The organism is Desulfosporosinus sp. Sb-LF, from assembly GCF_004766055.1.
In the GTDB taxonomy this organism is placed as follows: Bacteria; Bacillota; Desulfitobacteriia; order Desulfitobacteriales; family Desulfitobacteriaceae; genus Desulfosporosinus.
Map to the genome: position 1 here is coordinate 41,580 of NZ_SPQR01000004.1, position 24,568 is coordinate 66,147.

18 protein-coding genes, 1 tRNA gene and 4 pseudogenes are annotated in these 24,568 nt (G+C 39.2%); 5 read left to right on the top strand and 18 right to left on the bottom strand.

Going from position 1 to position 24,568, the window contains the following annotated elements; genetic code table 11:
* Window positions 1-310: 310 nt before the first annotated feature.
* The 6 genes and pseudogenes from E4K68_RS20300 to E4K68_RS06720 all read right to left on the bottom strand — a co-directional run bounded on the left by E4K68_RS20300 (window position 311) and on the right by E4K68_RS06720 (window position 4,045).
* Window positions 311-448 carry a hypothetical protein gene (locus E4K68_RS20300; RefSeq protein WP_158291377.1) on the bottom strand — a complete coding sequence of 46 codons (138 nt, stop codon included), beginning with the start codon at window positions 446-448 and terminating at the stop codon, window positions 311-313.
* A 27-nt stretch (window positions 449-475) separates the two neighbouring features.
* Window positions 476-694: pseudogene (locus tag E4K68_RS06700) on the bottom strand (YjbQ family protein); the annotation flags it as partial.
* A gap of 283 nt (window positions 695-977) precedes the next feature.
* Window positions 978-2,102, bottom strand: a complete 1,125-nt coding sequence (locus E4K68_RS06705) for an iron-containing alcohol dehydrogenase family protein (RefSeq protein ID WP_135378178.1) — start codon at window positions 2,100-2,102, stop codon at window positions 978-980.
* A 287-nt stretch (window positions 2,103-2,389) separates the two neighbouring features.
* A complete protein-coding gene (locus E4K68_RS06710; RefSeq protein ID WP_135378179.1) occupies window positions 2,390-2,911 on the bottom strand; it encodes a DUF1456 family protein in 522 nt (173 codons plus the stop codon).
* A 344-nt stretch (window positions 2,912-3,255) separates the two neighbouring features.
* Window positions 3,256-3,684 (bottom strand): transposase, encoded by a 429-nt coding sequence (locus E4K68_RS06715; RefSeq protein WP_158291378.1) that lies wholly within the window; start codon window positions 3,682-3,684, stop codon window positions 3,256-3,258.
* On the bottom strand, window positions 3,674-4,045 hold the full coding sequence (locus E4K68_RS06720) for a hypothetical protein (protein WP_135378181.1): 372 nt from the start codon (window positions 4,043-4,045) through the stop codon (window positions 3,674-3,676). Before E4K68_RS06720 ends, E4K68_RS06715 begins: the two co-directional genes overlap by 11 nt.
* Before the next feature lie 134 nt (window positions 4,046-4,179).
* Here E4K68_RS06720 and E4K68_RS06725 point away from each other — a divergent pair, with 134 nt between their 5' ends.
* Window positions 4,180-5,082, top strand: a complete 903-nt coding sequence (locus E4K68_RS06725) for an RluA family pseudouridine synthase (protein WP_158291379.1) — start codon at window positions 4,180-4,182, stop codon at window positions 5,080-5,082.
* 384 nt (window positions 5,083-5,466) lie between these two features.
* Here the strand turns inward: E4K68_RS06725 and E4K68_RS06730 are convergent, their stop codons facing one another.
* From E4K68_RS06730 to E4K68_RS06750, 4 genes are all read right to left on the bottom strand, one after another.
* Window positions 5,467-5,685 (bottom strand): hypothetical protein, encoded by a 219-nt coding sequence (locus E4K68_RS06730; protein WP_199241709.1) that lies wholly within the window; start codon window positions 5,683-5,685, stop codon window positions 5,467-5,469.
* 506 nt (window positions 5,686-6,191) lie between these two features.
* Window positions 6,192-6,542, bottom strand: coding sequence for a PqqD family peptide modification chaperone (locus tag E4K68_RS06735; RefSeq protein WP_135378183.1), 351 nt, complete (start codon window positions 6,540-6,542; stop codon window positions 6,192-6,194).
* Window positions 6,532-8,451 carry an OPT/YSL family transporter gene (locus tag E4K68_RS06740; protein WP_135378184.1) on the bottom strand — a complete coding sequence of 640 codons (1,920 nt, stop codon included), beginning with the start codon at window positions 8,449-8,451 and terminating at the stop codon, window positions 6,532-6,534. Before E4K68_RS06740 ends, E4K68_RS06735 begins: the two co-directional genes overlap by 11 nt.
* Before the next feature lie 1,593 nt (window positions 8,452-10,044).
* Window positions 10,045-11,199 carry a DUF4317 family protein gene (locus tag E4K68_RS06750; RefSeq protein WP_135378185.1) on the bottom strand — a complete coding sequence of 385 codons (1,155 nt, stop codon included), beginning with the start codon at window positions 11,197-11,199 and terminating at the stop codon, window positions 10,045-10,047.
* A 779-nt stretch (window positions 11,200-11,978) separates the two neighbouring features.
* On the opposite strand from E4K68_RS06750, the gene E4K68_RS06755 reads away from it, so the two are divergent.
* Window positions 11,979-12,551, top strand: coding sequence for a GNAT family N-acetyltransferase (locus tag E4K68_RS06755; protein ID WP_135378186.1), 573 nt, complete (start codon window positions 11,979-11,981; stop codon window positions 12,549-12,551).
* Window positions 12,552-12,931: 380 nt separating this feature from the next.
* On the opposite strand, the gene E4K68_RS21000 is transcribed toward E4K68_RS06755, so the two are convergent.
* From E4K68_RS21000 to E4K68_RS06780, 4 genes are all read right to left on the bottom strand, one after another.
* Complete coding sequence (locus E4K68_RS21000) at window positions 12,932-13,264, bottom strand: IS110 family transposase (RefSeq protein ID WP_243450286.1); 333 nt, start codon at window positions 13,262-13,264, stop codon at window positions 12,932-12,934.
* Window positions 13,265-13,777: 513 nt separating this feature from the next.
* A tRNA-Pro gene (locus tag E4K68_RS06765) sits at window positions 13,778-13,855 on the bottom strand.
* A gap of 281 nt (window positions 13,856-14,136) precedes the next feature.
* A complete protein-coding gene (locus E4K68_RS06770) occupies window positions 14,137-15,087 on the bottom strand; it encodes an ADP-ribosylglycohydrolase family protein (RefSeq protein WP_243450287.1) in 951 nt (316 codons plus the stop codon).
* A gap of 902 nt (window positions 15,088-15,989) precedes the next feature.
* The gene (locus E4K68_RS06780) at window positions 15,990-16,574 is read right to left on the bottom strand and encodes a hypothetical protein (RefSeq protein WP_135378189.1); all 585 of its coding nucleotides are present in this window, start codon (window positions 16,572-16,574) and stop codon (window positions 15,990-15,992) included.
* A gap of 498 nt (window positions 16,575-17,072) precedes the next feature.
* On the opposite strand from E4K68_RS06780, the pseudogene E4K68_RS21005 reads away from it, so the two are divergent.
* Window positions 17,073-17,237 (top strand): annotated as a pseudogene (locus E4K68_RS21005) (hypothetical protein); the annotation flags it as partial.
* 48 nt (window positions 17,238-17,285) lie between these two features.
* Window positions 17,286-17,675 carry a hypothetical protein gene (locus tag E4K68_RS21010; RefSeq protein ID WP_243450288.1) on the top strand — a complete coding sequence of 130 codons (390 nt, stop codon included), beginning with the start codon at window positions 17,286-17,288 and terminating at the stop codon, window positions 17,673-17,675.
* A gap of 549 nt (window positions 17,676-18,224) precedes the next feature.
* Here the strand turns inward: E4K68_RS21010 and E4K68_RS06790 are convergent.
* The 4 genes and pseudogenes from E4K68_RS06790 to E4K68_RS06810 all read right to left on the bottom strand — a co-directional run bounded on the left by E4K68_RS06790 (window position 18,225) and on the right by E4K68_RS06810 (window position 23,619).
* A complete protein-coding gene (locus E4K68_RS06790) occupies window positions 18,225-19,388 on the bottom strand; it encodes an HD domain-containing phosphohydrolase (protein WP_135378190.1) in 1,164 nt (387 codons plus the stop codon).
* A gap of 230 nt (window positions 19,389-19,618) precedes the next feature.
* A pseudogene (locus E4K68_RS06795) lies at window positions 19,619-20,761 on the bottom strand (IS3 family transposase).
* 237 nt (window positions 20,762-20,998) lie between these two features.
* On the bottom strand, window positions 20,999-21,541 hold the full coding sequence (locus tag E4K68_RS06800; RefSeq protein WP_135378191.1) for a dihydrofolate reductase family protein: 543 nt from the start codon (window positions 21,539-21,541) through the stop codon (window positions 20,999-21,001).
* A gap of 602 nt (window positions 21,542-22,143) precedes the next feature.
* Complete coding sequence (locus tag E4K68_RS06810) at window positions 22,144-23,619, bottom strand: protein adenylyltransferase SelO (RefSeq protein WP_135378192.1); 1,476 nt, start codon at window positions 23,617-23,619, stop codon at window positions 22,144-22,146.
* Between the two features lie 174 nt (window positions 23,620-23,793).
* Here E4K68_RS06810 and E4K68_RS21015 point away from each other — a divergent pair.
* Window positions 23,794-24,346 (top strand): annotated as a pseudogene (locus tag E4K68_RS21015) (DDE-type integrase/transposase/recombinase); the annotation flags it as partial.
* Window positions 24,347-24,568: the final 222 nt, after the last annotated feature.

Here is a 24,568-nt window from a genome sequence, read left to right on the forward strand (position 1 = left end):
AGATATGGTCCTTTCAATAAAAGCCTTACGATTTCTCGTTGATTAGTAAAACGTTTTTTCAATCGTCAAACTAAAAGTAATTGCATGATATTCGATGCAATAAATATCAAATAAAGCACAGCTTCGACTGCTTTCCCTCCATGCACAAAGCAATGCTCTAAGCCACATTCGCGTTTCAAGTAGTTGAAATTGAGTTCTCAATATCCCAGCGTGCTCTTATTACTTTAAATAATGTTTTCAGCGCCATATCCGTGCAAATCGTTACAATCATAATCTGTGTGCGCTGCTTGTTCTTATGCTTAATTGCAAACTATACAAAACTCAACGGTTGCTCCACGTTGTCCATTGTGAACGTTGACTGGTAAACTTCTACTTTCTCAAATCCTTTTTCATCTACCCAAACCTCAACAGCCTCGGTCTTATCGGCCGTCTTTTTTGCGTATAGCATCTGCAACTGCATTCTACTATTCTACCATTATTCGCCAATAATCTTGATCAATACACGTTTACGGCGACCACCATCAAATTCGCCGTAAAAAGTCTGTTCCCAAGGTCCGAAGTCCAATTTTCCTTGCGTAATCGCTACAACCACTTCCCTGCCCATAACTGAACGTTTCAGATGAGCGTCAGCATTGTCTTTGTAATCGTTGTGTCGGTAGCGATCGTATGGCTTCTCTGGTGCAAATCCTTCCAGACATGTGCTCTTCGAGCACGTTCTTGGCACAAGCCCTCCCAGCAGGTTATGGTAGGGGTGGAATTTAGAGAGCTTTTAGGATTGAATAATAAGCCTACCTCTTGCATGTCTGAACGTCCCTGTGGTCGCTACTAAATCTTTTTTCAGTTAAAACTAGACTTATCCAAGTAGAAAACAACAATTATGTGATGAAATTAACTATTCCAGTTAACCCTGTAACCAAGCTTGGGTCAAGGTGTATTTCCGATACTACGATACCCACGACACAAGAAACCCTCCATGGTTATTTTGTAAATGACAGTGCAAACATCGTGATTATATCTTCTTCTGTCGGTTTGACCACACAATTGGCAATGTTTTTAGTTTGGATGGCCATCTTGCTATATTGCCTAATTTCTTCGGAACTAATTTCTTCTTTTTCGCCCAAAAGTTTGTTCAGTAATTCTTGGAATTGCTCTGCTTCTGAAAAGTTCATCGTTTCTAATATCCTTCCAGCTAAATCTGGCTGTACTTTTTCCACAAGTTTCAGGTACTCGCCCAAGAGAAGCCCGTTGGCGCGGCCATGTTCAATATTCTTAAAGTAAGTAAGGGAATACCCCATCGAGTGTACTGCCGTTGTTCCGGTTTGGGCAATAACCATTCCTGCCAAGAAGGAGGCCTGCAACAATTGCTCCCTTTGCTTCATGTTAAAGACAACCTTAGACCCTGATTTTAAAGCCTGCAGCATGTCGGGCACACAGTTTATGATCATCTGGATACTGGTAACCGCCAAAGCATCGGAAACAATTGATGCTCTTGCGGACAACATGCCTTCCACGGCATGGGATAAGGCGTCAATCGTGGTATATATTGTGGTAATTATCCCCAAATGCTCCGTATATTTGGCATCCAGGAAAGCGATAGTTGGAAACAATAAATCAGAGGCAATACTTGTTTTAGTCTGGGCCTTATTATTGGTTAAAATTGAATACTGCGTCACTTCTGACCCTGTCCCTGCCGTAGTTGGGACAAAGGCCATGGGCAACACCTTTTTTTCATAATTTCCTGAAAATAAGCTCCCCTCCATAATATCTTGGGAAGCCAGTAAGGCAATGGCTTTACCAGCATCCATTGGTGAGCCCCCACCAATGGCGATAATGAAATCCGCTCTATTTTCCTTGGCAAATGTGGCACCTTCGTAGACACAGGCGATGGTCGGATTGCTCATAACCTTATCAAATACCAGATAGGGGATACCTACAGATTCTAAGGCGGTTCTAACGTCTTTTTCCGCACCGTTTCTTTTCGCCGATTGGGCTCCGGTCACGATCAACGCTTTCTTCCCAAGGGTTATGAATAATTCGCTGTTCATGGCGATGCAGTCATTCCCCATGATGACCCTGGTTGGCATATAATATTTGTTCATCATGTTTCCTCCTTATTAAACCTATCGTTGTAAGATCTGAATACCTCTCACCAGTCACTTCGCCTATATCCCCCCAGTTTCGTAGACTTTACTCCGGCGGGATTTGGCGGGAGTAGAAATGTGTCGAGGTGGAAGGATTGAGTTTTGATACGATATCTTTTATCGTCGATGGAAGGATACCCGTCATTCTCTTGCGGCCTCACGTCCACAAGACGACTAAGAAAGTTGAACGCTCCTCCTGGTTACCCAGTTGGCAAACACTATCCTTGAGCTGATTCATCTTTAGAAAGCTATCCCCTGATTTTTATAGCTAATCCCTTTAAGAAATTTCTAGCGAATTTATCCCCACACTCTTTATAATTGTTGTGACCTACTTTTCTTAAGAGAGCGCTCAATTCTCCCTTTGTTATAATGACTCCTGCTTTTTGGAATATATCCAGCATATCCTCACTTGTCAATGATAGAGCTATTTTCAATTTCTTAAGCAGCATATTATTTGGCTTATCATTATTAGTCAGTTCTAGTGTTTCAGGCAGCCCTGGTTTGGGCTCTTGTTTTCCTCTTTTCAAGATAATAAAGCCATTTAAAAAAGCCTCAAATGTACTATTCTTGCATTTTATATTCTCATCTTTTTCATTTATTTTGTCGACAACTTCATTATCGTAACGGTAAGTTTCTTTTGATTTTATGAGTAGCTTTCTCACTTCTTCTTGTGTGAAATCAGCGCCACCAAGTTTAAATATCTTCTGCATATCTACGTCCCGGATGTCTAGTGCATATCTTAATCTGATTAATATATCGTTGTTATCCATTTGTAATCCTCCTATGCCTTTCTAAAATATATTTTCATTATAGCATGAATAGCTTGGCGTGGCAGAGGCGGGGACAGCCATTCAATATGGTATATATAGCTGCTCTAAAGAGGGAAACGGGTAAAATTTGCAATTCTAATGCTAATCAAAACTAGATATAGAGGCTGGGTCAATAATCAAGGCTTTCACTTAACCCCAATGTCAGCAATTTAGCCTTTGTATTAATCTCACAGCCTCTTATTATTTAAATTCATTTATTTTGTGAATTATCCTCCCATTTGTCCCATTTTGGATACACCTCCCCCTACCCCAAAATCATAGATCCATATTAAATTGACTAATTTCTACGAGCTGCTAAAAACCAATTCGGCTATATACTTCCGCAGATATAGTCCTTTTAATAAAAGCCTTACGATTTCTCGTTGAGTTGTAAAACGTTTTTTCAATCGTCTAACTAAAAATAATTGCATGGTATTCGACGCAATGAAGATCAAATAAAGCACAGCTTCAACTGCCTTCCCTCCATGCACAAAGCAATGCTCTGAGCCACATTCGCGTTTCACGTTATTAAAAATCGAGTTCTCAATATTCCAACGTGCTCTGATTATTTTAAACAATGTTTTAAGCGTCATGTCCATACAAGTCGTTACAGTCATAATCTGTGTGCGTTTCTTGTTCTTATGTTTCATCGCAAATTTCATAAATCGCAACGGTTGTTCCACGTTGTCCATAGTAAAGGTTGACTCGTAAACTTCTACTTTCTCAAAAGCCAAACACTAGTTTTGGACCAATCCCTACTGTTGACATGACAGCGCCACTATGGAAGCAATGGGTCCTTTCACCTTTTGAATTCTTCAAGCATTTTGGACAGCTTTTCTTATTGCTCCCGAAGAATTTTGTTCTATCGATAGCAACCACAGTATATCCGTCAATAGTACTATTTTCAAAAACCTTATTCTCAACGGACTTTTTTAAAAATACTAAGCCTACCTCATAAGACGTCTTCCCAATTCTAGTGGACACCCAATCCGCCAACATTCCTTCAAATCCACCGGGTGTGCCCGGCAACATCGTTATTAGGAGCGTCAGGACGGATGGACAAACCGACAGATTCGCAAGACAGCCTGATCTCAAATAGGCGGCTTAATTTCCCTTTACTTTGTTGTGTTATATCAACGGATTTGACTTGGTATATAAGTTCCTGTCCCTCTGCCTGGCTTTGTGTTATTATTGCATTAAAATAATTAATCATAAGCAGTGAGGGGAAATTGAATAATACACAGCTATCATACACAGCAGGTGCACAAGATGAGAATACTTTTTTGCGTGACCTACTCGCCTCAAAACTTTTGTTGTCCCATTCTTTGGTTGTTCACCTTAAGCACCAGAACAAAATACACGTGAACGGGCAATTGGTTCATACCAACTATCGCATCCAAGCGGGAGATTTTGTCACCATAGATATTGACCTCATTGAGGAGAGCAATATCATTCCAGAGTCGATTTCTCTAGACATCGTTTACGAAGATGAGGACTTTATGGTGGTGAACAAGCCTGCGGGCATGTCCACTCACCCATCCCGCCTGGGGGGCACCGGAACCTTGGCTAATGCGGTAACTTATTACTGGCAAGGGTTGGGAAGGAACATCCTTTTCCGCCCGATTAACCGCCTTGATAAGGACACTTCCGGCTTGGTCCTCATAGGGAAAAGTCAGTTTGCCCACCAAGGCATCTTCAATCAGCTAAAGCAACACACAATTGACCGAAGGTATGTTGCTTTGGTAGAGAGATCGATGGCAAAAGATAATGGTCATATTGACCAACCAATCGCCCGGCTGGATGATAAAAAGCGCCAGCGAATTGTCCATCCAACTGGTCAGTCAGCAACAACCCATTATCAGGTACTTGACAAGTATCCTGACCACACCCTCTTGTCACTAAAGTTAGAGACCGGTCGCACCCATCAGATAAGGGTTCATCTAAGTTTTATCGGTCACCCGGTATGCGGTGACCTCCTGTACGGATTTGCTTCGCCTTTAATAAAACGACAAGCTCTGCACGCCGACAGGATACGTTTCACCCACCCCCGTAGCGGCAAAGAAGTAATTTTAGATATCCCCTTAGCGGAAGACATTCAAACAGCTGTTGACTATCTGGTTAACCGGGTATAATTATTGATATTGTTTTTGATGTGCCCATTAACGATCATTCCAGTCTCAAACAGCAATTTAACCTCTGTAAGAATTTCACAGCCTCTTATTGTTAAATCCATTTATTTTGTGAATCATCCTCCCATTTATCTCATTTTGGATACACCTTCCCCTACCCCCAAATTGTATATGCTTATTTATTGCTCATTTCTATAAGCTGCTAAAAACCAATTCGGTTTTATACTTCAGCAGATATAGTCCTTTTAATAAAAGCCTTACGATTTCTCGTTGAGTTGTAAAATGTTTTCTCAGTACTCTAACTAAAAAAATTGCATGATATTCGATGCAATGAAGATCAAATAAAGCACAGCTTCAACTGCCTTCCCTCTATGCACAAAGCAATGCTCAAAATCCCTTTTCGCACTCCCAAACCTCTACTGCCTCCGTCTTATTTACTGTCTTTCTTGCTAACCGTAAACTGTTATTGTTTTTTGCTTGGACAATTGTTTCAATACCCAAATTATTGCAGTGGTTAATCCAGATGGAATTACAGGCCAGATCATAAACTACAACATCCATCAAGTTTCTCTGACTCTTCACGACGCTTGAAATTAGTCTTTTCACTACGTTCAACTCGCCTTCATTCTTTGACGTGGAATCTTGTCAGGGCTTGTACATCTCAAAAGCCAAACACTAGTTTTGGACCAATCCCTACTGTTGACATGACAGTTCCACTATGGAAGCAATGGGTCTTTTCACCTTTGGTATTATTCAAGCATTCTGGACAGGTTTTATTATAAAGCTTTTTGGCCTAAGCAAAAACCAAAACGCACAGATAGAATTACTTAACCCGTGCTATAAGTTGGTTAACTCTTCCGTCAGAGAGTTCATTCAAACCACGTTCATGTGGTAAACATTTTTCATATAGCTAACTAATTTTGCAAAGTAGTTATTTCTCATTTTATCCTCTCTTCCCTCTGATTTTAGCAGAAAGAGAGGGCTGACATAGACTCTGAAAAACTTCGAATTTGATACCCTTTTGAAATCGGAAAAAATACAAGTGGAATCAATGGTCTGACTGTGGTAGGGGCTAAAGTGCTGAAACTACAGTGCAGTGCCATCTTTTGTATTTAGAAATTTGTTTTTTCTATATAGTGACAATTAACGTTGATATGGTTTAAGAATAACAATAATCTTTCATAAAGTGGGTGAGCTTTATCACCATACTTTGTTTCTAGATTTTCTCCAATATCTTTTATAGTTTTCATGCCATCTATTTGTAAAAATACACAACTTCCATATTCATCTAGGGAAATTTTTGTATATTCTGGAATTCTAAATTTAAGTTTTCTAAAGAACTTTTGAACTTTATGATCTTGTTTTTTAAGTATAATCACAATATTGTCTTTATCAACTTCATACTCTAAATTATCAGAAGTTTTAAATACTATATTTAGAACTTCTTCGTTGTTATTTGGCATCTTTCACCTTACTGTTTAGTAAAGGTAGTATAGTAGCTATTATTAGAGCTACTAATAGTACAAATGCCATACCATTAGAAGCAGTGAATCCACTTGGGCCACTTCCTTTTATAACACCTGATATTTGAAGTATTATACCGACAAGTCCTATTATAGAACCACCAGCAACAAGTCCAGAAGATAAGCTTATACCATTAGCAACTTTAACTTCTTTTTCTTGTTTAGATTTAGAACTTCTTTCTATAAATAAACGAACTAATGCACCTATTAATATTATAGAAGTTGTAGATATTGGTAAGTAGAATCCTATAGCAACTGTCATTATAGGAAGGTTTAATAAGTATAAAACAACGCCCATAACAGCACCAACAATTATCATAGGCCAAGGTAATTGACCTGACATTATACCAGCAGTTAATGTTGACATTAAGTTAGCTTGAGGTAGTGCAAATGGAACGTTATCACCTGTCATTGCTAGTTGGCTAGAAAGTAATAATATAACACCAACAACTACCGCAACACCAACTATACTAGCTATAGCGAAGTATTTATCCATTTCGTTTTTGTTACCACCTATGATGAAAGCAACTTTTTGGGATTGACAGTAACCACCAGCTATAGATATAGCAATAACTATAAATGTACCGAATAAAAGTAAAGATCTGTTGTTTTCAGGATTTTTCCATCCCATTACAACGAATAATGATGTTACAAGAACTAAAGAAGCTATAGTCATACCTGATACAGGAAGGTTTGAAGTTCCTATAGTACCAGTTAAACGACCAGAAACTATAACAAATAGTAATGATAAGAATAATGATAAAATAGAAGCAGTTATTGCCATAAATATATTACCACCAGATATCAAGAATCCTGCAATAAAACCTACTATTACACCACTAATTAATATTAAGTTCGTATAAGATGAATTACTAGAACTATTTGAAGACTTAGCATTAAGAGTTTCTTTTATAGAAGATATTATAGTGGGTATGAGCCTTATAGCACCTATTAGACCACCAGAAAGCATCATACCAGCGCCAATATATTTTACATAACTACCAGCTATATTTTTAACGTGCATAACATTTATAGCAACATTAGGATTATTCCATACAGTTGCACCGTCTTTTGCAAAAGAAGAGAAGTAACCTATTAAAGGCATAATACCGAAGTTAGCTAATAAAGAACCAGCAAACATAGTTAAAGAAACTTCCGAACCAACTATGAAACCTATACCTAATAATAGAGGATTAACTTCAATTTCAAATTTCCACTTGAAGAAAGATTCGTTTATATAGCTTATTACGTTGTTAGCCACATTTAAAAATGAACCAGTTATAACAGTAATAACACCACTTACTCCGAACCCGATTCCCATATACTTCATTGATTCTCCAGCACCCTCTGAAGCAACAAGTGTTTCAGATATAGCCATTGACTCAGGGTACATTAATTTACCATGTTCTTCAACTAATAAGTAATTGTAAACAAGAGAAGCTATTCCTATGCCGAATAAAACTCCACCTACACCAATAGCAAAGCCTTCAAAGAAAGAAACTTTGGAGCCTATTAAAAGAACTGCTGGTAAAACGAATATCATACCGCTAGCAACTGATTCTCCTCCACTTGACATACCTTGAACTAAGTTTTTGCCAAGGATACTTTTTTGTTTAGCAAATGCTGCTATAAAAGCTGAACCTATTATAGAACCAGGTATACCAGCTGCAACTGTAAGCCCTGATTTCATACCTGAATAAGCAGTAGATGCTGCGAATAACGCAGCCAAAATAATACCTATTATTAATACGGCAACGTTTCCACCAGATTTAGAACCACTGGAAACGTAAGGAACGTAGTCTTTACCAGCCACGCCACCATATGCATCTTTAGATAATTTATTATCCATAAGACGTGTACCTCCTTTTATATTTTTTTATAGTGTTAGTCGCTTTTAGAATTCTGTAGCCGACCGCTTAAATTATTGAGCATACTCATTATTCCCTAAAAAGACATCATTAATTTTAATTTTTTATCTCTAATTATTACGCACTCAATACTCATTGTGTTTAAAATCTTAAAATTAGCTCTATCATTCTGTGTATTGCTTCAATGGCCCACCAAAGTTTGCTATTGGGCTATATGGATATTGTCCGCAAACATCTATACCACAAATTCATTTATGTACAGCAATAAATTTGATCAATTAAGTTACTGAATAAGCTTAGTATGCACTCGATACCCATTTGTAACCATTTGTGATTCATCAATAACATATTAATAACTACTAACATATACATTATTAGTAGAAACTGATGATTTTATTTATTTTTTTATATCTTCTTATCCTAGCTTCCCCATGAAAAAAGTATAAAAATAGGAGTAAGGAAACCTAATTCTTAATCCTATTTTATTTCTATCTTATACCTTGATATATCTGGCTTAGCCAGTAATATGTACTACTTATACTAAATCTTCGTTTTTTCTTAACTCTATTCACTCGCTTCTGCACAGGTTTTTACAAAGTAGCAAGTTTTTTTAGTTATTTTTCTCCATGAATAGTCTCAGAATCATTTTGAGCCCGTTACCGCTAGAAAAGTCAAAGCAGTTCCAAGTGAACTACCCCTAAAAACGGACATTGAAAGAAATAGACCTCCTATTGTAGAATTTTAAAATCTACAGTAGGAGGTTTTGTTATGTCTGCTCAAAGCCAATCATCTGTTTTGGACCGATCCCTACTGTTGACTTGACAGCGCCACTATGGAAGTACTGAGTCTTTTCACCTTTGGTATTCTTCAGGCATTCTGGCAGCTTTTCTTATTGCTCCCGAAGAATTTTGTTCTATCGATTGCAGTCACAGTATATCCGTCGATTGTACCGTTTCCAAAAACCTTATTCTCAACTTACTTTTTTTTACGATGTAATAATTTATTTGGCTTAGTCCGTTCATATCAATTACTTTAAGTGTATCCCTGATCGCATCGATTTGAGGTAGTTTTGTTCCTTGGGGAAAAAGTTTACTAAACTCATTATTCTTAATCATAGAATTTAGCTCATTAAAGCTTTTTATCCTAAGCAGAAAACCAAAAACACAGGCAGAATAAATTCGCCTGTGCTATAAGTGGGGTTAACTCTTCCATCTGAAAGCTTATTCAACCCTCGTTCAATTTGATAAACATACTTTATATACCTTACCAATTTAGCAAAGTAGCTATTTCTCATGTTATTCCGCTCTTTCCCTCTGATTTTAGCAGAAAGAAGGTCTGACAGAAGCTTGAAAATCTCCGAATTTGATACGCTTTAGAAATCGGGAAAGTTGATACCAGATAAATTAATGATCCGGCTGTGGTAGAAGCTAAAGTTCTGCTTGTGACTGGGTTATTGTTCAAGCGAGAGCAATCGGACATGCGCTTAAGAAATATCGTCTAGTTATTGCTACTACATTCCCTATCTATAACTTATCGAATTATGATAACCCTACAATTCCCTCGCTGTTGCGTCATCACAACTTCTCAGTTACCAAATCAAAGCCTTCTAGCATAGCCGTGTCATCAATTCGAATCATCAAATATCGTATACCATCCTTGGTTACTTGCTTAATATTTTTCAGTTCTTGAGGGTAGATCGAAATTGCCGCTGTGTTAGTATCAATTTTAATCGACTTCGTTGCCTGATTAGGGGTAATACTCGATGCTTTAAACTCGTAGTTTTCCCGACCCATAATTCCCAAATAAGAGGATCTTAACTTATCTGCGGTGTTAACTCCGCTATTTTCTAAGATTCTCTCCATATCTTTCAAACCGATCATAGAAACTTCTCCGCTTTCAGCCTCTTCTTCAAGCCGACGACCAAGTTCCTCATAAATGTTCGAAACAACTTCTGGCTGAATTTCTGCTCCTGCAACATCTCGCACAACTTCTAGAAAACGCTCTTTGTCATCCTTCGCTGTCGACTTCAATTCACAATCAAGAATATTTTCTACAAACAACGAATTGGGCTTGTTTTCAGTTTTGGTATAATAAACAACCTTATCAGTATCTGCTGCATTTTCACTAAACGAAGGAAACATAAAGCCCTCAGAAGGAGCCTCTGTATTAATAATTACGTTCATAGGAACGCTTGTTTTGAACTCCCTTTCCTCAAAATCAAATTTAAGTGACTTTTTAGGAATAATGATAGGACTGATACTACCTATGAAAAATTGTAGTACATAGGCTTCGGCATCATCATCAAGTTCGCTATCTCTCTTTTTAGATTTATAAGCCTCACCGCGTACAAAGCTGATCATAAAATCCTTCTCATAAGTCTCACACGTTTCTTCCAGAATTTTATTCACAATAGTTAAGGTTGCCTCTCTAAAATCCTTGGTACTTAAGGTATGAAACATATGCTTTTGTGTTACATTTTCACCCAGTTTATTGTCTTTGAACTCTAACTCAAAAATCTTAGAATCAATCTTTCCTGACAATACCTTTTTAAAGTTTTCTAAATACAATTCTTTTCTTTCTTCATCCATCACGTCAAAATACAATTCTTCCGAACAAAGGATGGCCTTGCTATCTTGTTTGATATAATAACTGCAAATTTCTTGAATCTTCAATTTCGAGTTGTTTGTTTTAAGTTCTCTGCGAATACTAGCAATATCTTCTTTGTTCATTCATCTATCTCCCTTTTATCAGTGGTATAACTGGTGATTTTCCGTAGACGGTTTCTATTTTAACATACAAATTGGTCATAATCGTAATTAAAATACTCGTTCTGTCAAATCCCCCTGTTCATCAGAGCGTTATACTTATCAAACTGAGGCTTTGGCACCTGGATATCTATTTCTACAGGTATCTTTCCCGGTGTATTGACGGTTTTAGAAAGGCTCGTATCTGCTCGATAGTTCAGGGTTTTTCAGAAAGCCTATAGCTATCAGAACCTTATACTCTCCATGGTCAACACAAAGTCTCAGCAGCCTAACCATCTCGCGCCAAAGCAAAATAAGTGAATACAGGCATGCAACCAAGCCGCGCGCGCCTGTAAAATCTCCATTCGGGCTACGCCCATTTTCCGATTTACAGCGCATATCTATACCAGTAAGTGGCTCAATATTCTTCCAGCGTTTTCACTAATATGGATCACTTTTATACTGGTGTTAGTGGATCAAATTTTTCCTGGCGAATACTCACTTTTTGGACATTCGCATACTTTCGCCACCGTCCCATCAATCCAGCTCAAGTGTACCTGTATAGTTTTACCCCAACCAACTCTCCAACTTCAAAAGGGGTCTTCCATTGGAAAGCAGGGAATTCAAGTATTTAATTAAAACACTTGAAGCTAGGGGCTATGTAAATTTCAATTTAAATAGCGCTATATTAAGGATTTCCTTTTGTACAAGCAGGGTTGAGTGATATACTTATTCTCTCAAACTCAGAAGTGGAGGTAGGAGAAATGGTACTTGACTTTAAATTACTTCAGCTGGAAACCGAACGATTGGTATTAAGATTGTTGGATGAGAACTCTGCGGGTTTAGTTTTGGATTATTATGATCGAAATGATGAGTTTCTCAAAGAATGGGAGGCATTAAAAGATCGTGAATTCTATACAGTTGATTACCATCGGGAAACACTTCGCAAGGAGTTGTCCAAAATGACTGATGGTGGGGCATTTAGAGTCTGGATTTTTAAAAAGGAGAATGCCTTTTCCAGAACTATTGGATCAATTGGTTTAAACAATATCATCCGTGGCGCTTTTCTCTCATGCCATCTTGGCTATAAACTAGACACGAATGAAATAAATCAAGGCTATATGACGGAGGCTTTAAATAAAGTTGTTGAATTTGCCTTCGTCACTTTAGGACTTCATCGTATTGAGGCCAATATCTTGCCTCGAAATGTACGGTCAATGAGGGTAGTTGAAAAGCTTGGATTTTATAACGAAGGCTTAGCAAAAAAATACCTTCGAATTAACGGAGCATGGGAAGACCATATTCATATGGTTCTATTAAATGAAGCTATGGAATAAGAAACCTGAGTGTAAGGAGTATTGTAAACAGCTTATTCACCCTCGATGATGTTGTCCGGAATAAGCCAGCTTATGGTTGTATGAGAACTGTGTTCGATGGGCCTTCATTTGGAAACTATGGAATTAAGTGCAACTCATTCGACACTTACAGTCACGTCACGGTATCACAATTGGGTATTTTGCAGCAATTTGGCCTCTGTATGAATTTTACAGCATCTTAATCAAAAATCAAAAAATTGCGAAAGTATATTTCAGCCACCTTTGTATGCGATTCTTTATGCTGTTCATTTCCTTCTGGATGCGCAGTCTGCAAGCCGTTGCTATTCGCAGTTCTGCATAGATGCCTTATGGAATATAGGGCTCATTGTATCTGCCCTCGATTACAGCTTGGCAATGGTTTTGGGATCTTTGGCATCAGTTTTGCTCGGGTGATTGTCATCAAATTTTATATTCCGCTTTACATGGAATGGGTTGACCAGGACTAGCTTTATACTGTGTTCTTTCAGGTAGGATGCTAGGCCAAACCAGTAATGACCAGTTGGCTCTACTCCGATTACAATGATGTCCTTTTTTGTCTGCTTTTTTAGCCGTCCAATCCATGCGGATAAATCCTTGAATCTCTCTGCACTGTTTGCAAACTTAAAGACTTTGCCTAACTCTTCTCCCCACCAGTCGAACACTCTGGCATAATGAAGTTCGCTGGCTATGTCCACGCCGATGACAATACTCGTTTCGGATAGTTGATTTAGTTTTTCGTTTTGTGTAAAAATGTTATGACACGAATGGCTTGACTGTGCTGGAGGCTAAAGTGCTGCTTTCTCAGGGCACATGAGATCCGATAAAGGACGCCCAAGCCCTATTTGACGGCGACCTTGCGCCAAGTTTCATGCGTATGTTTGATAATGTTTCCCGGCTATCAATTCAATAACAATATCCATATCATTATAAACGCGCAAGGCCTCCTGACTAAAACAGAAGGCCTTGCGCGTTATTTTTGTATGTAATCGTATATGTAGAACATTTGGTTACATAATTAGTGCGAGTATTGGGGGTGGATGATGGGTCTCAAGCCCACGAATGCTGGACCACATACCAGCGTGTTAACTTCGAAACCCCGATAACCTACTTCTAAGGCAGATGCTGTATCCAACTGAGCTCAGGCGCAGTTCAAGGATTACGATTGTCAACCCAAGTTACCATTTCAACCGAGGAAGATTGGGAAATCATGGTCGGGGCAGAGGGATTCGAACCCCCGGCCTCCTGCTCCCAAGGCAGGCGCGCTAGCCAAGCTGCGCTATGCCCCGATTGATAATTTGATCGAACACAAGTATAGCTCATTTCAGTCTATTCGTCAAGAAGACATAAAGAGCGCCGAGCCTTCAGGCGCTGGCGATCACCTTACCCGACTTATACTTTCGGCGATTTTCACCTCTCGCTTTTTCGCTTCTAATACAATCAGTTTGCCGCTACATCTCTTCGCATTGTATTAGACTTTTTAATACAATAGATGGATGCTCGTACTTTGCCATGCAAAAACCACCTTAATAGGTTAAGCTCTGTTCGCGCCACTCAAGCCTTGAGTTAATTACTTCGTTTGCAGCACCCGTTCAGCAAAACGGTTGGTTAGACTTAGTACTTTTTCATAGTCTAATAATTTACTAAGCCACTGAGCAGGAATGTTAGAAAACCCATAATAAACGCCAGCCATACTACCAGTGATGGCTCCCACTGTATCGGTATCCCAGCCCAAGTTAACTGCTTTCAGCACAGCGTCCTTAAACGACGATGTGGTGAGAAAGCTCCAGAGAGCAGCTTCCAAGGATTCAACTACATAGCCCCCAGATTTTATTTCACTCTCAGGAAGATTGGGAAGTTCGCCGCTAATAATACGCTTGAAATGACGTAACTGCTTACCTATTTTGGGGTTTACAAAAAAAACGGTTTGAGATTTCAATCTCATAGTGTCATAGGCTTTTTGGGGACTACTCCCTCTTAACAATTCCTTCACGAACAGAGAATAAAGACTACACGCTAATTGACTACGCGGATGTCCGTGCGTTATCTTGGAAACTTCACATATCCTTTGAATCATAGTGTAATCGGATTCATGGGCAAAAAATAGGGTTGCTGGGAGAATTCGCATCAGGCTTCCATTTCCATTACTCTCAGCATCAGTGGGACCCGCTTTAAATGGAGCAACCCCATGGATTAATCTCTTCATGGCTATTGCTGTAGTACCGCCTATATCAAAGGACTCACCCAACGGGGTCATATAGCCATCACGATACCACTCCACAAATCGCCGAGCAATATCTGCAGGATTATAACCTACCTCGTACAGACTTTCAGCCAGACATAATGTAAGAGAACTATCGTCCGACCACGCACCCGGTTCAAGTCCGAAAGCACCTCCTCCCGTCATATCCGTGATTGGGTTTTTCCTTATTTCTGTTTTCGTCATGAACTGGACAGGTAATCCTAAAGCGTCACCGATAATAACCCCCATGACTCCACCATTTATTGCATCTTGTTTCAAAATTTTGAATCCCCTCCCTTTATTGTTCTGAGACATGTTTTGTTTACTTTCATTCTTTAGTCGAACCCTCTAACAACAGACTATTATTGATTCAGTATTATTCCATCAATTATATCCATCTTTAGGACTTTTCACTAAGCAGAGTTTACGATTTAGCAAACATTCCACTACACCTTTCGAGTCCGGACTTCGTTTTATTTGCATCCATTGAGTTCATCTCCTCTAAAAACTTTCCTTTTTCCATGAGGATTCGTTTTTGATATTCCGTGGTAACTACTTGCTTGGGTCGCCTCCATAGACAAATTAGTGCCCCAATAAACGGAATAAAGAAATTTAACAAGACCCATTTGATTCATTCATAATTCCCCGTCTTTGTGCATCAGCGTAGCTATAATAGTTAAAGGTTCTGCTTTATGAAGCACGTAGGGGACAGGCTTTTTTCCAATTATTAGTCTGTTTCTATCAATTACTTTAAGTGTATCACTTATTGCATCAACCTGCGCCAGCTTTGTTCCTCGGGGAACCAGTTTACTAAACTCATGATTCTTTATCATGGAACTCAACTTATTAAAGCTTTTTATCCTAAGCAAAAAACCAAAAAGCACAGGCAGAATAACTTGACCTGACTTGTCAAACCTTATCAGCACGCAATGTTTTCAACTCAGGTAGACAATCCGACAACATCCCAGACAATTAATTTAGCAAAGGCCGCCTGACCACAAGTAGGCGGCCTATTATTGTTGGTCGGAAGTAACATTGCTGGCTGGCTTAACTACTTCCATTTGGTTATCCGATGATTTAGCGAAATCTGGCCAATACACCAAATCTGCAAAATGGACATTTATGCCTTGTGGCTAGCTATAAATGCTTTAACTTATTTATTAGACTTTTGCAGTAAATGACTATAAATTCGTTCCCGTTTTTATATTTCCCTCAGAAGCTTCAAACTTGCCTATCTTCCAAGTTTCCCTCTCCTTTTTAACGGAAAGAGTATAAGCTGTGCTAAATGGAGTTCCTACGCTAATTGTATTTTTCTTATTGTTCTTTTTGTTTAGCTCTTTAAAGTATTTGTTGTCAGCACTTACCACGCAAGTCCTTACGTTATAAACCACCTTAGCTTGCTCCCGGTCCGCACTAAAAGTAATCGAAAGAAACTCACAATCTTCATACTTGGATTTAATCTTGTTTTCGTTAAATAGGTTTATGGTACTTTGCTCATCATTGTTCTTTATGAGCTCTATTAGGTGGTCCACTGTATAAAGATGATACTCCGCCCTACCGTCTAATCGCTCAAAATCGCGGTCATTTAAAACTTTTGCAAAATTCCTGCACAACTCCTTTATTACTTGTTCATCCGCTGTATCCTCCGTTAAAGTCGCTGCCCCGCTGTTAACTGGACCGAAGTTGTTATTTAGGGTCCCATCAGTAACAGGCAGAGATCCTTGGATTACTTCCAAGACCTTTCGTATGATATTTAGCTTGTTCATTTGTCTCCTCCTTTCACGGCTCTTCGAGAAACTCAAGCCAATATATCTTATGAACAATGGGAGAATTCGGAGACTTGGTCAAGATCCACTTTGAGTTAATGGCGTTGTCACGGCTTGATAACTTGCCTGAACTGTAACCTTAAATATAAAAATTTGTTGTACATTCCCAATAGATACGAGGGATAATGACTGGGGTATCCTCTCAATGAAGTTACACCCTTCCTCATCCACATTTAGCCTCTGTATGAATCTTACAGCCCTTATTGTTAAATTCGCAACGGTTACTCATATCCGTCAATGGTTCCGTTTTCAAAAACCTTATTCTTAACTGCCTTTTTTACAATGCGTTGATTGATTTGTATTAGTCCGTCTAGATCCATGACTAATTCTTTACAAAGAAACGATTATCGACGACGTCATGGGTTACGGACATTTTGAACCTTTAAGGCTTATGCTGAAGTTCATCTGAAACTTGAACCTGAAGCAAGAGACAGCGGAATAACCTTTGCGAGCACATGCCACCCCGATGAGTTAGCTGTAAATTACCAGAACCTGATTAAGTATCATCTCTTTGAAAAAGAGCACAATGGTATAATAACTGGTTCCCCGATAACAGATATCAAAATCACCTTAACTAATGGCCGGGCCCATGTAAAGCACACGAGTGGCGGGGATATCAGAGAAGCGACCTTCCGAGCATTAAGGCAAAGTTTGGAACAAGCCCATAACGTCTTACTAGGGCCCTATTACGACGTCAAACTTAAAGTAGATCTCGAACATATCGGTCGGGTCCTCTCGGATATTCAAAAATCCCACGATCGCTTTTCTCCTCACGAGGTAATGGGGAATAAATCCATTGTCACAGGGAGAGTCCCTGTGGCCAGCTTTATGAACTATAGTGCTGAACTAGCCTCCTTTACCCAAGGCAGAGGTATGATCAGTCTTAGCTTTGGCGGCTATGAACGCTGCCATAACGAAGACGAGATCATCCAGCAAAGGGGGTACCGCAAAGACGCCGACCCCTCATACAGTTCCTCCTCTGTGTTTTGTTCCAAAGGGCAAACGTATGTCGTACCCTTGACTGAGTCAGATTGTTTATAAGCAATTAAGCCATATTATGGTTGGCCATTCTATTAGATACAACGAGGTGCAATATGTCCAAAATATTATACAGTTCTGCCCGTGTTCCTGAATATAAATGGTCGAATGATGATAAATTGCAAAAACTAGTTTAATTTTATAACAAATTGCCTTAAATTGACCTTTTGTGAAGACTTTGTTCTCATATTGCCTCCAAGTCGTTGTTATGTTTATAGTCTTAACCAGCAATTTAGCCTATGCATGTATTTGCTGCCACTGATTGTATATTTCAATGAGTTTTCGAATTGTTCACCATAATTGTCTGATTCTTGATAAAATAGATAGACTTTCTCTATCGTGATTCTAGATTCCTATTCAATTATTCAATTTCTATGAGCTGCTAAAAACCAATTCTGCTCGACACTTTGCCTTTTGACGATGTCTGATTGATCTGTTTTACTCTCCATCCTTTCTTAATACGAAGTTTAATCATAATTTTTGCGTTAAGTTACTGTTAACAGTAGTAAACCAATTCATTCTACATCGAGCTATATCGAGGACAACCTCGTCCTATTGGGTGATCTTTTCAATAAATATATCAACTAAATCAGGATTAAACTGCTTTCCCTTTTCGTCTTGCAGTATCTTTATCGCCATTTCTCTACCTAATTTTTTCCTATATACTCGATCTGTAGTAATTGCATCATAGGTATCAGCAATGGCAATTATTTGTGATCCTAATGGAATTTCTGAATCCTTTAATCCTTCGAGATACCCTGTTCCATCCCATCTTTCATGATGATGCCTTATTATTAAACTAATATCCTCAAAACCTATAATCTTACTTATTATTTCTGCACCCAAAGCAGCATGTTTCTTTATGCTATCATATTCCGCGTTAGTAAGCCGCCCTGGTTTATTCAATAAACTGTCCGATATTCCTATTTTTCCCAAATCGTGGATATTGGCAGCAACTTGTATTTGAGTTTTTATCTTTTCATCTAAATCTAGTTCTTCACAAATCATAGAAACATACTGGTAAACATTTTTAGAATGTTTACCAGTATATTTATCTCTGGCATCAACCATTTCTGCAAAAGCCTCTATTGTAGATAAATATGTCTTTTCGATTTCTACCTTTAAATCATGTTCCTTCGTAATATCATGTATAAACAAAATAATGTTAGCCACATTTCCATCTTTCTCATCAATGACGGGTGAAATGTAAATATTTAGTATTTTTTCAAGACGGCTAGTGAAGGAAGTATAATGTTCACCGAGAATTTCAGTGTAAATTCCTGTTGATGCTTTCACAATTCCATTGTGCAATTTCGATTGTTTAATAGTATCAAATTCTAATATATTTAAGCCTACCGTTTTAGTAGAACCTAATATATTACCAGTCGATTGATTAACATATTCAATAATTCCCTTTCTATTTAATAAAACTAAGCCAGTAGGCGTCGTATCAATAATTAACCTATTCAATTTACTGAGCTCTTTATATTCAACGGTAATACTATCACAATCTTCATTGACCAAACCAAGATGATTATTAAAAAAGAACAACGTCAATCCAAAAATGATAAGTTGAACAATGCCGAAAAAAACATGAAGTTGAATGACACTTATGTTAACGCCCCGTATTTTTAAATCATAGATCAAAGATACGATAACGCCTAAACCTACAAGTGCATTGATAAAAAAAGACCTTTTCAATAACTTTTTATTCATTATAAATCCCCCCTAGTTTATAACGGATATTCTACATTATAACACCATCTCTAGTCTCATCTCATAAACAAGAATAATAAGCTCTACACTTTGCTTTAATTTAGTAATATTCACAACAATCGGCCAACTAGCCCGTAATAAAAAGAGTGGACTGCACCCTGTCAAGTAGACAGTATAAAAAATATAATGGTTGAACTGTCAATAAAACCGGACACAAAGTTAAGTGAATTTTATGAACTTAATTCTTCAAATTGGATAGGGAAAAGATACCCAAGAGAAGAACGCATTCTCTTAGTGTTGTAATATAGCTCAATATACTTGAATATTTCTTTGTGAGCTTGTTCAGGTGTTTCGAAATGTGCATCATGAATAAGCTCTCTTTTTATCGTCCTATAAAAAGATTCCATTAAGGCGTTATCGTAAGGGTTACCTTTTCTGCCAACACTGGACACTGCTCCATCAGCTCGTAGCAGAGTTTGAAAGTTTCCACTGGTAAACTGAGAGCCTTGATCCGTATGAACAATAAGGCCTTTTTTAGGGTGCTCTCTACCGTAGGCTTGCGTAAATGCATCAGTTACAAGAGTGTCTTTCATCTGTCGACCCATGGACCATCTAGCTACTTTACGGGAATAAATATCAAGGAATACAGCTAAATACAGTACGCCCTTCTTTGTCGGTACATATGTAATGTCGCCAACCAAAATCTTGTTTTTGGCATCGGTTTGAAATAATTGATTTAGTAAATTAGGCCTTTCTATTGAAGGAGATTTCTGGTTGTAACGCTTATAAGTATATCTTGTTCCTCTAGGAACCAGCTTCATATTTCTCATTAGTTTAGCAACACGTTTTCGATTTACAATGATACCCTTTTGTGCAAGTGCTTTGGATATCCTTATAGTGCTATTCTACCCTTATGATCATCGAATATCTTTCTAATTTCGGTGCTTAAAACCTCATTTTCAAGCATTCTCTTGGACGGTTTTCGATTTAAGTATTCATAAAGACCAGAACGTGAATGTTTAATATTTTACAGGCCTTCTTGATATTGTACTTGTTCTGGTTATTCTTGAGAAACTGAAATCTTATATATTCTTTTTCTTCAAGAAGGCCCGGAATTTTTTTAGTAGTTCTAATTCTGCCCTAAGTTCTTCATTTTCACGTTTAAGCTTTTATTTCATATTGAGTATTGTAAAGTGCGCTTCCGTGACCCGGAAACGCACCTCCCCATATTCTTGATATTCGCTTATCCAAGGGTACAGGCTGTTGTAGTGAATGGATAGTTCCTTTGCTGTTTCTGCAACAGACATATTGTCTTCCAAAACTAGTTTTACTGCAGCAATCTTAAATTGACGATCGTAACTTCTCCTACTCATAAACTGTCACCTTTTTCTCTTATCTTTGTGTCCAGTTTATCATACCAGTTCCAAGATTTTTATTATTTAATCTGTCTACCTTAATGGGAGCATATCACAACGTGGGAGGCCATTTTACATTCTTTACAAGTCGTAATGATCATAATCTGTAACATTAATCCAACAACTCTTCTATGAGCCTTTTTTCCACCCATATAGGAAAGGGTCGAAAACGCCTTCATGTCTTCGACCCTTCAGTCATTCATTTTTCTTCGTTCGGTAGATGAGAGCAACAACGCCTGAACTAAAGGTCTTCGTATCTAAAAGTCTCAGGGTCATCTCTCTCCCTTCTCTAAAGAGACGCTTTCCCATCCCAAGGATAATTGGATAGACCAATAACCGATATTCATCGATGAGGTCATGTTGTATCAGCGTGTCAACAAGATCGCCACTGCCGTAGATCAAGATATCCTGACCAGGCTGCTGCTTCAGCTTGGATACTTCTTCCGAGACATTCTCTTTGATCAGGCATGCATTCCACATAACCTCAGCCAATGTCTTTGAGACAACGAACTTTGGGAGGCTGTTCATTCTGTCTGCAAAACCTTCTTCGTCAGTCATGGATGGCCAGGCAGCTGCAAAACCTTGATATGTCACTCGTCCGAGTAAAAGAGCATCGCTTGAAAATAGTTCATCGAATTTAAACTTCGCAATTTCATCGTTCCAGTATGGCGTTGTCCAAGCTGGATCCTCCATAACGCCATTAAGTGTAAGGTACATTGATACAATTACTTTTCTCATATTGTTTCTCCTTTCATACCGACCGTCCCAAATATATTGCAAACTGTTCCTATCCATCAAGTCCTAGATTTGATTCAACTCGTCGTCCGAATAAGCGGCTATTGCACAGGTTCCAAGATTAATTGACTCAGCACTTATGTATAAGTTTTGGCAAACATGTCCAGCATTTAGATACAAGTATCTTTAACCTCTTTCTCCTATCTCCAATTCATCCTGTATGGTACCGCAATCCAAATAAAGGTCTGATATAAACATGCCTTGGTAATCTTGTATGCGATATATTTACTAACGAAACGCTAATTAAGCTGTGTTCCAGTGCCAAAAATATATATAATCCAGGGGTAATTCCATCGACGTTATTGATAGTCCATTTGGTAGATCTAAATAAACTATACTTTGCTTCTTTTGCATTGGCTCTAACTTAAATCCTCTCAATGTATTTCCATCAAAATAATCTGAACCGTTGGAGCTTGATAAAGAAGCCATTTGAGTGATAATGCTACCCCAAGTACAGGGGTAGCATTATCTTTGTAGTGATAGTAAATGACAAGGCGTCAACTTGATTGAGAAAAGCAGAAAGAACTGTCCCTGATGTTTCCATATCAGGTACCGCAAAAGGTTCGGTAAGGAGGGGTTGATAGCGCAGGCAGTGTGAAATAATCAGCCTGTTCGGGGGAGTGCGCGTAGGGGCTTGAAAGAACATCAAGAAGCCGCTCCATCACGCTGTAGTCTCCTTGTTTCACTGCGGCTTCTAGTGCGGCTTCTACCTGGTTGTTGCGAGGGATTAGCGCAGGATTGCAGTTCCGCATCAACTGATGAGAGGAGGCTTTCGGTTCCTGCTGCCTGCCAAGTCTGGCCTGCCACTGCTCATGCCACTGAGCAAATTCTGTGATTCCAAAAAGGACCGTATCCTCCAGCGTATCAAAAGTTAATGCGCGGAAGGTATTGGTATAGTCCGCACGATACTTCTGCATCATACTGAGCAGGCTTTCAATAAGGGATTCATCCTGTATCTCTTCGTTAAATATTCCCAGTTTTCCTCTCATTCCCGCGAGCCAATTACAGTAATACAACTCAGTAAAATGTGAAATTGCATCCTGGGCCATTATGACAGCCTGCTCCTCATTGACATGCAGTAGCGGCAATAGGGTTTCAGCAAATCTCGCGAGATTCCACCCGGCAATGGGTGGCTGATTGCCATAGGCATAGCGGCCTTGAACGTCAATGGAACTGAATACAGTTGCCGGGTCATAGACATCCATAAAGGCGCAAGGTCCATAATCAATGGTTTCTCCACTGAGTGCCATATTGTCGGTGTTCATCACCCCGTGAATAAAGCCAACCATTTGCCATTTGGCAATCAGCTCGGCTTGACGCTTGATTACTTCCTGAAGTAGCAAAAGGTAGCGGTTCTCGGCATCGAAAACGTCTGGAAAATGTCGTTGCAATGTATAGTCAGCCAGAACCCTTAGATCCTCAACTGTTCCCCACTCTGAAACGTATTGAAAGGTTCCGACGCGCAGATGACTGGCAGCCACGCGGGTCAAAATAGCACCAGGCAGCTCGGTTTCGCGGATTACAGACTCACCGGTTGTCACCACCGCTAGGCTGCGGGTGGTAGCAATACCAAGTGCATGCATTGCTTCGCTGATGATGTATTCGCGCAGCATCGGTCCAAGTGCCGCTCGACCATCGCCCTGGCGGGAGTATGGCGTTTGACCTGAACCCTTGAGCTGAATATCAACCCGCTTACCTAGGGGGGTGATCTGCTCGCCAAGCAGCAGAGCCCGGCCGTCACCTAACAAGGCAAAATGCCCGAATTGATGCCCAGCGTAAGCTTGCGCAAGAGGCAAAGCGCCTTCGTTAATCCGGTTGCCAGCAAGCGCCGCTACGCCATCTTTGCTTTGCAGCGCCTGGACGTTCAATCCCAGGGATGCTGCCAACGGATAATTAAGAATAATCAACTTTGGTGAGCGTACAGGGATTGGGTTGAGTCTGGTAAAAAATAATTTCGGCAGACGGGCGTAACTGCTGTCTAAGTTCCATCCTGTTTCTATTATTGCTTTTCCCTTTGTCATAGTATCTCCTTTTTCACTTTTGTCGTTTTGTATCGTAGATTTCTCTTTTGCATAAAACGAAAATCATAGGCATTCTATGATATTTCTAGTTATTTCCTTACCATCCAGCACAAGGCAACCTCTTTTAGGGTGTACTTCTGCCAATTTATTATACCCCTTCCACACATAGCCCATCCCACGTTCGGTTATCGCAAAATTACAGACATACTTTGCAGGGATGGCTTAATCAAACATAAGCCAGTACATCGTTTGATGAGAACGATGGATATTATTACAATCTACCCGAAACCTAATCTGAGCAAGCGTCACCACGCCCAATACGTCAAACCCTATCTGCTGAGAAATCTAAAGATAGTGCGACCAAACCAGGTGTGGGGTGTGGATTTAACCTGTATTAAGATGGAGAAAGGATTTATGTATCTCTTTATTATTATTGACTAGTATAGCCAGTGCATTGTGGATTGCGAGCTGTCGAGCACATCAAAAAGATTTTGTTATGACATGTCTGAAGCGAGCCTTTATTCGCTACAAACCGGAAATCATTCAGGAGCATTAAGTATGATGATATCTATATCAACAATTAATGACACCCTTAGAGAGCTACGTAAGGGCATCAACGAATATGGACATGTACAACACGTATCGTCCACATGGCTCACTGGGAGGTGATGTGCCCATGAATAATGCACCAATAGAGAACTTCTTCGCTATTTTAAATTGGAGTTAATCTATCTCGTTAAAAACACAGATATTGCGAACTGACTGAGCTAATCCATCAATATTCGACTCTGCAACAATGAACGTATACACTTAAAAAGCGGCATGAGCCCGGTTGAATACCGAACCCATGCCACTTAAGGTTTCTTTTTCAAATGTGTTTACTTGACAGAGACATCATTACCCCTTCTCCGTTGGTTGGAGTTGTTTTAATTTGGCTAATATAGTTGTG

What these genes read in the sequence shown, in the direction of transcription:
- E4K68_RS06790 (WP_135378190.1), bottom strand. Translation starts at nt 19,388, where the DNA reads ATGAATAAAAAGTTATTGAAAAGGTCTTTTTTTATCAATGCACTTGTA.
- E4K68_RS06800 (WP_135378191.1), bottom strand. Translation starts at nt 21,541, where the DNA reads ATGAGAAAAGTAATTGTATCAATGTACCTTACACTTAATGGCGTTATG.
- E4K68_RS06735 (WP_135378183.1), bottom strand. Translation starts at nt 6,542, where the DNA reads ATGCCAAATAACAACGAAGAAGTTCTAAATATAGTATTTAAAACTTCT.
- E4K68_RS20300 (WP_158291377.1), bottom strand. Translation starts at nt 448, where the DNA reads ATGCTATACGCAAAAAAGACGGCCGATAAGACCGAGGCTGTTGAGGTT.
- E4K68_RS06810 (WP_135378192.1), bottom strand. Translation starts at nt 23,619, where the DNA reads ATGACAAAGGGAAAAGCAATAATAGAAACAGGATGGAACTTAGACAGC.
- E4K68_RS06710 (WP_135378179.1), bottom strand. Translation starts at nt 2,911, where the DNA reads ATGGATAACAACGATATATTAATCAGATTAAGATATGCACTAGACATC.
- E4K68_RS06740 (WP_135378184.1), bottom strand. Translation starts at nt 8,451, where the DNA reads ATGGATAATAAATTATCTAAAGATGCATATGGTGGCGTGGCTGGTAAA.
- E4K68_RS06705 (WP_135378178.1), bottom strand. Translation starts at nt 2,102, where the DNA reads ATGATGAACAAATATTATATGCCAACCAGGGTCATCATGGGGAATGAC.
- E4K68_RS06755 (WP_135378186.1), top strand. Translation starts at nt 11,979, where the DNA reads ATGGTACTTGACTTTAAATTACTTCAGCTGGAAACCGAACGATTGGTA.
- E4K68_RS06750 (WP_135378185.1), bottom strand. Translation starts at nt 11,199, where the DNA reads ATGAACAAAGAAGATATTGCTAGTATTCGCAGAGAACTTAAAACAAAC.
- E4K68_RS06780 (WP_135378189.1), bottom strand. Translation starts at nt 16,574, where the DNA reads ATGAACAAGCTAAATATCATACGAAAGGTCTTGGAAGTAATCCAAGGA.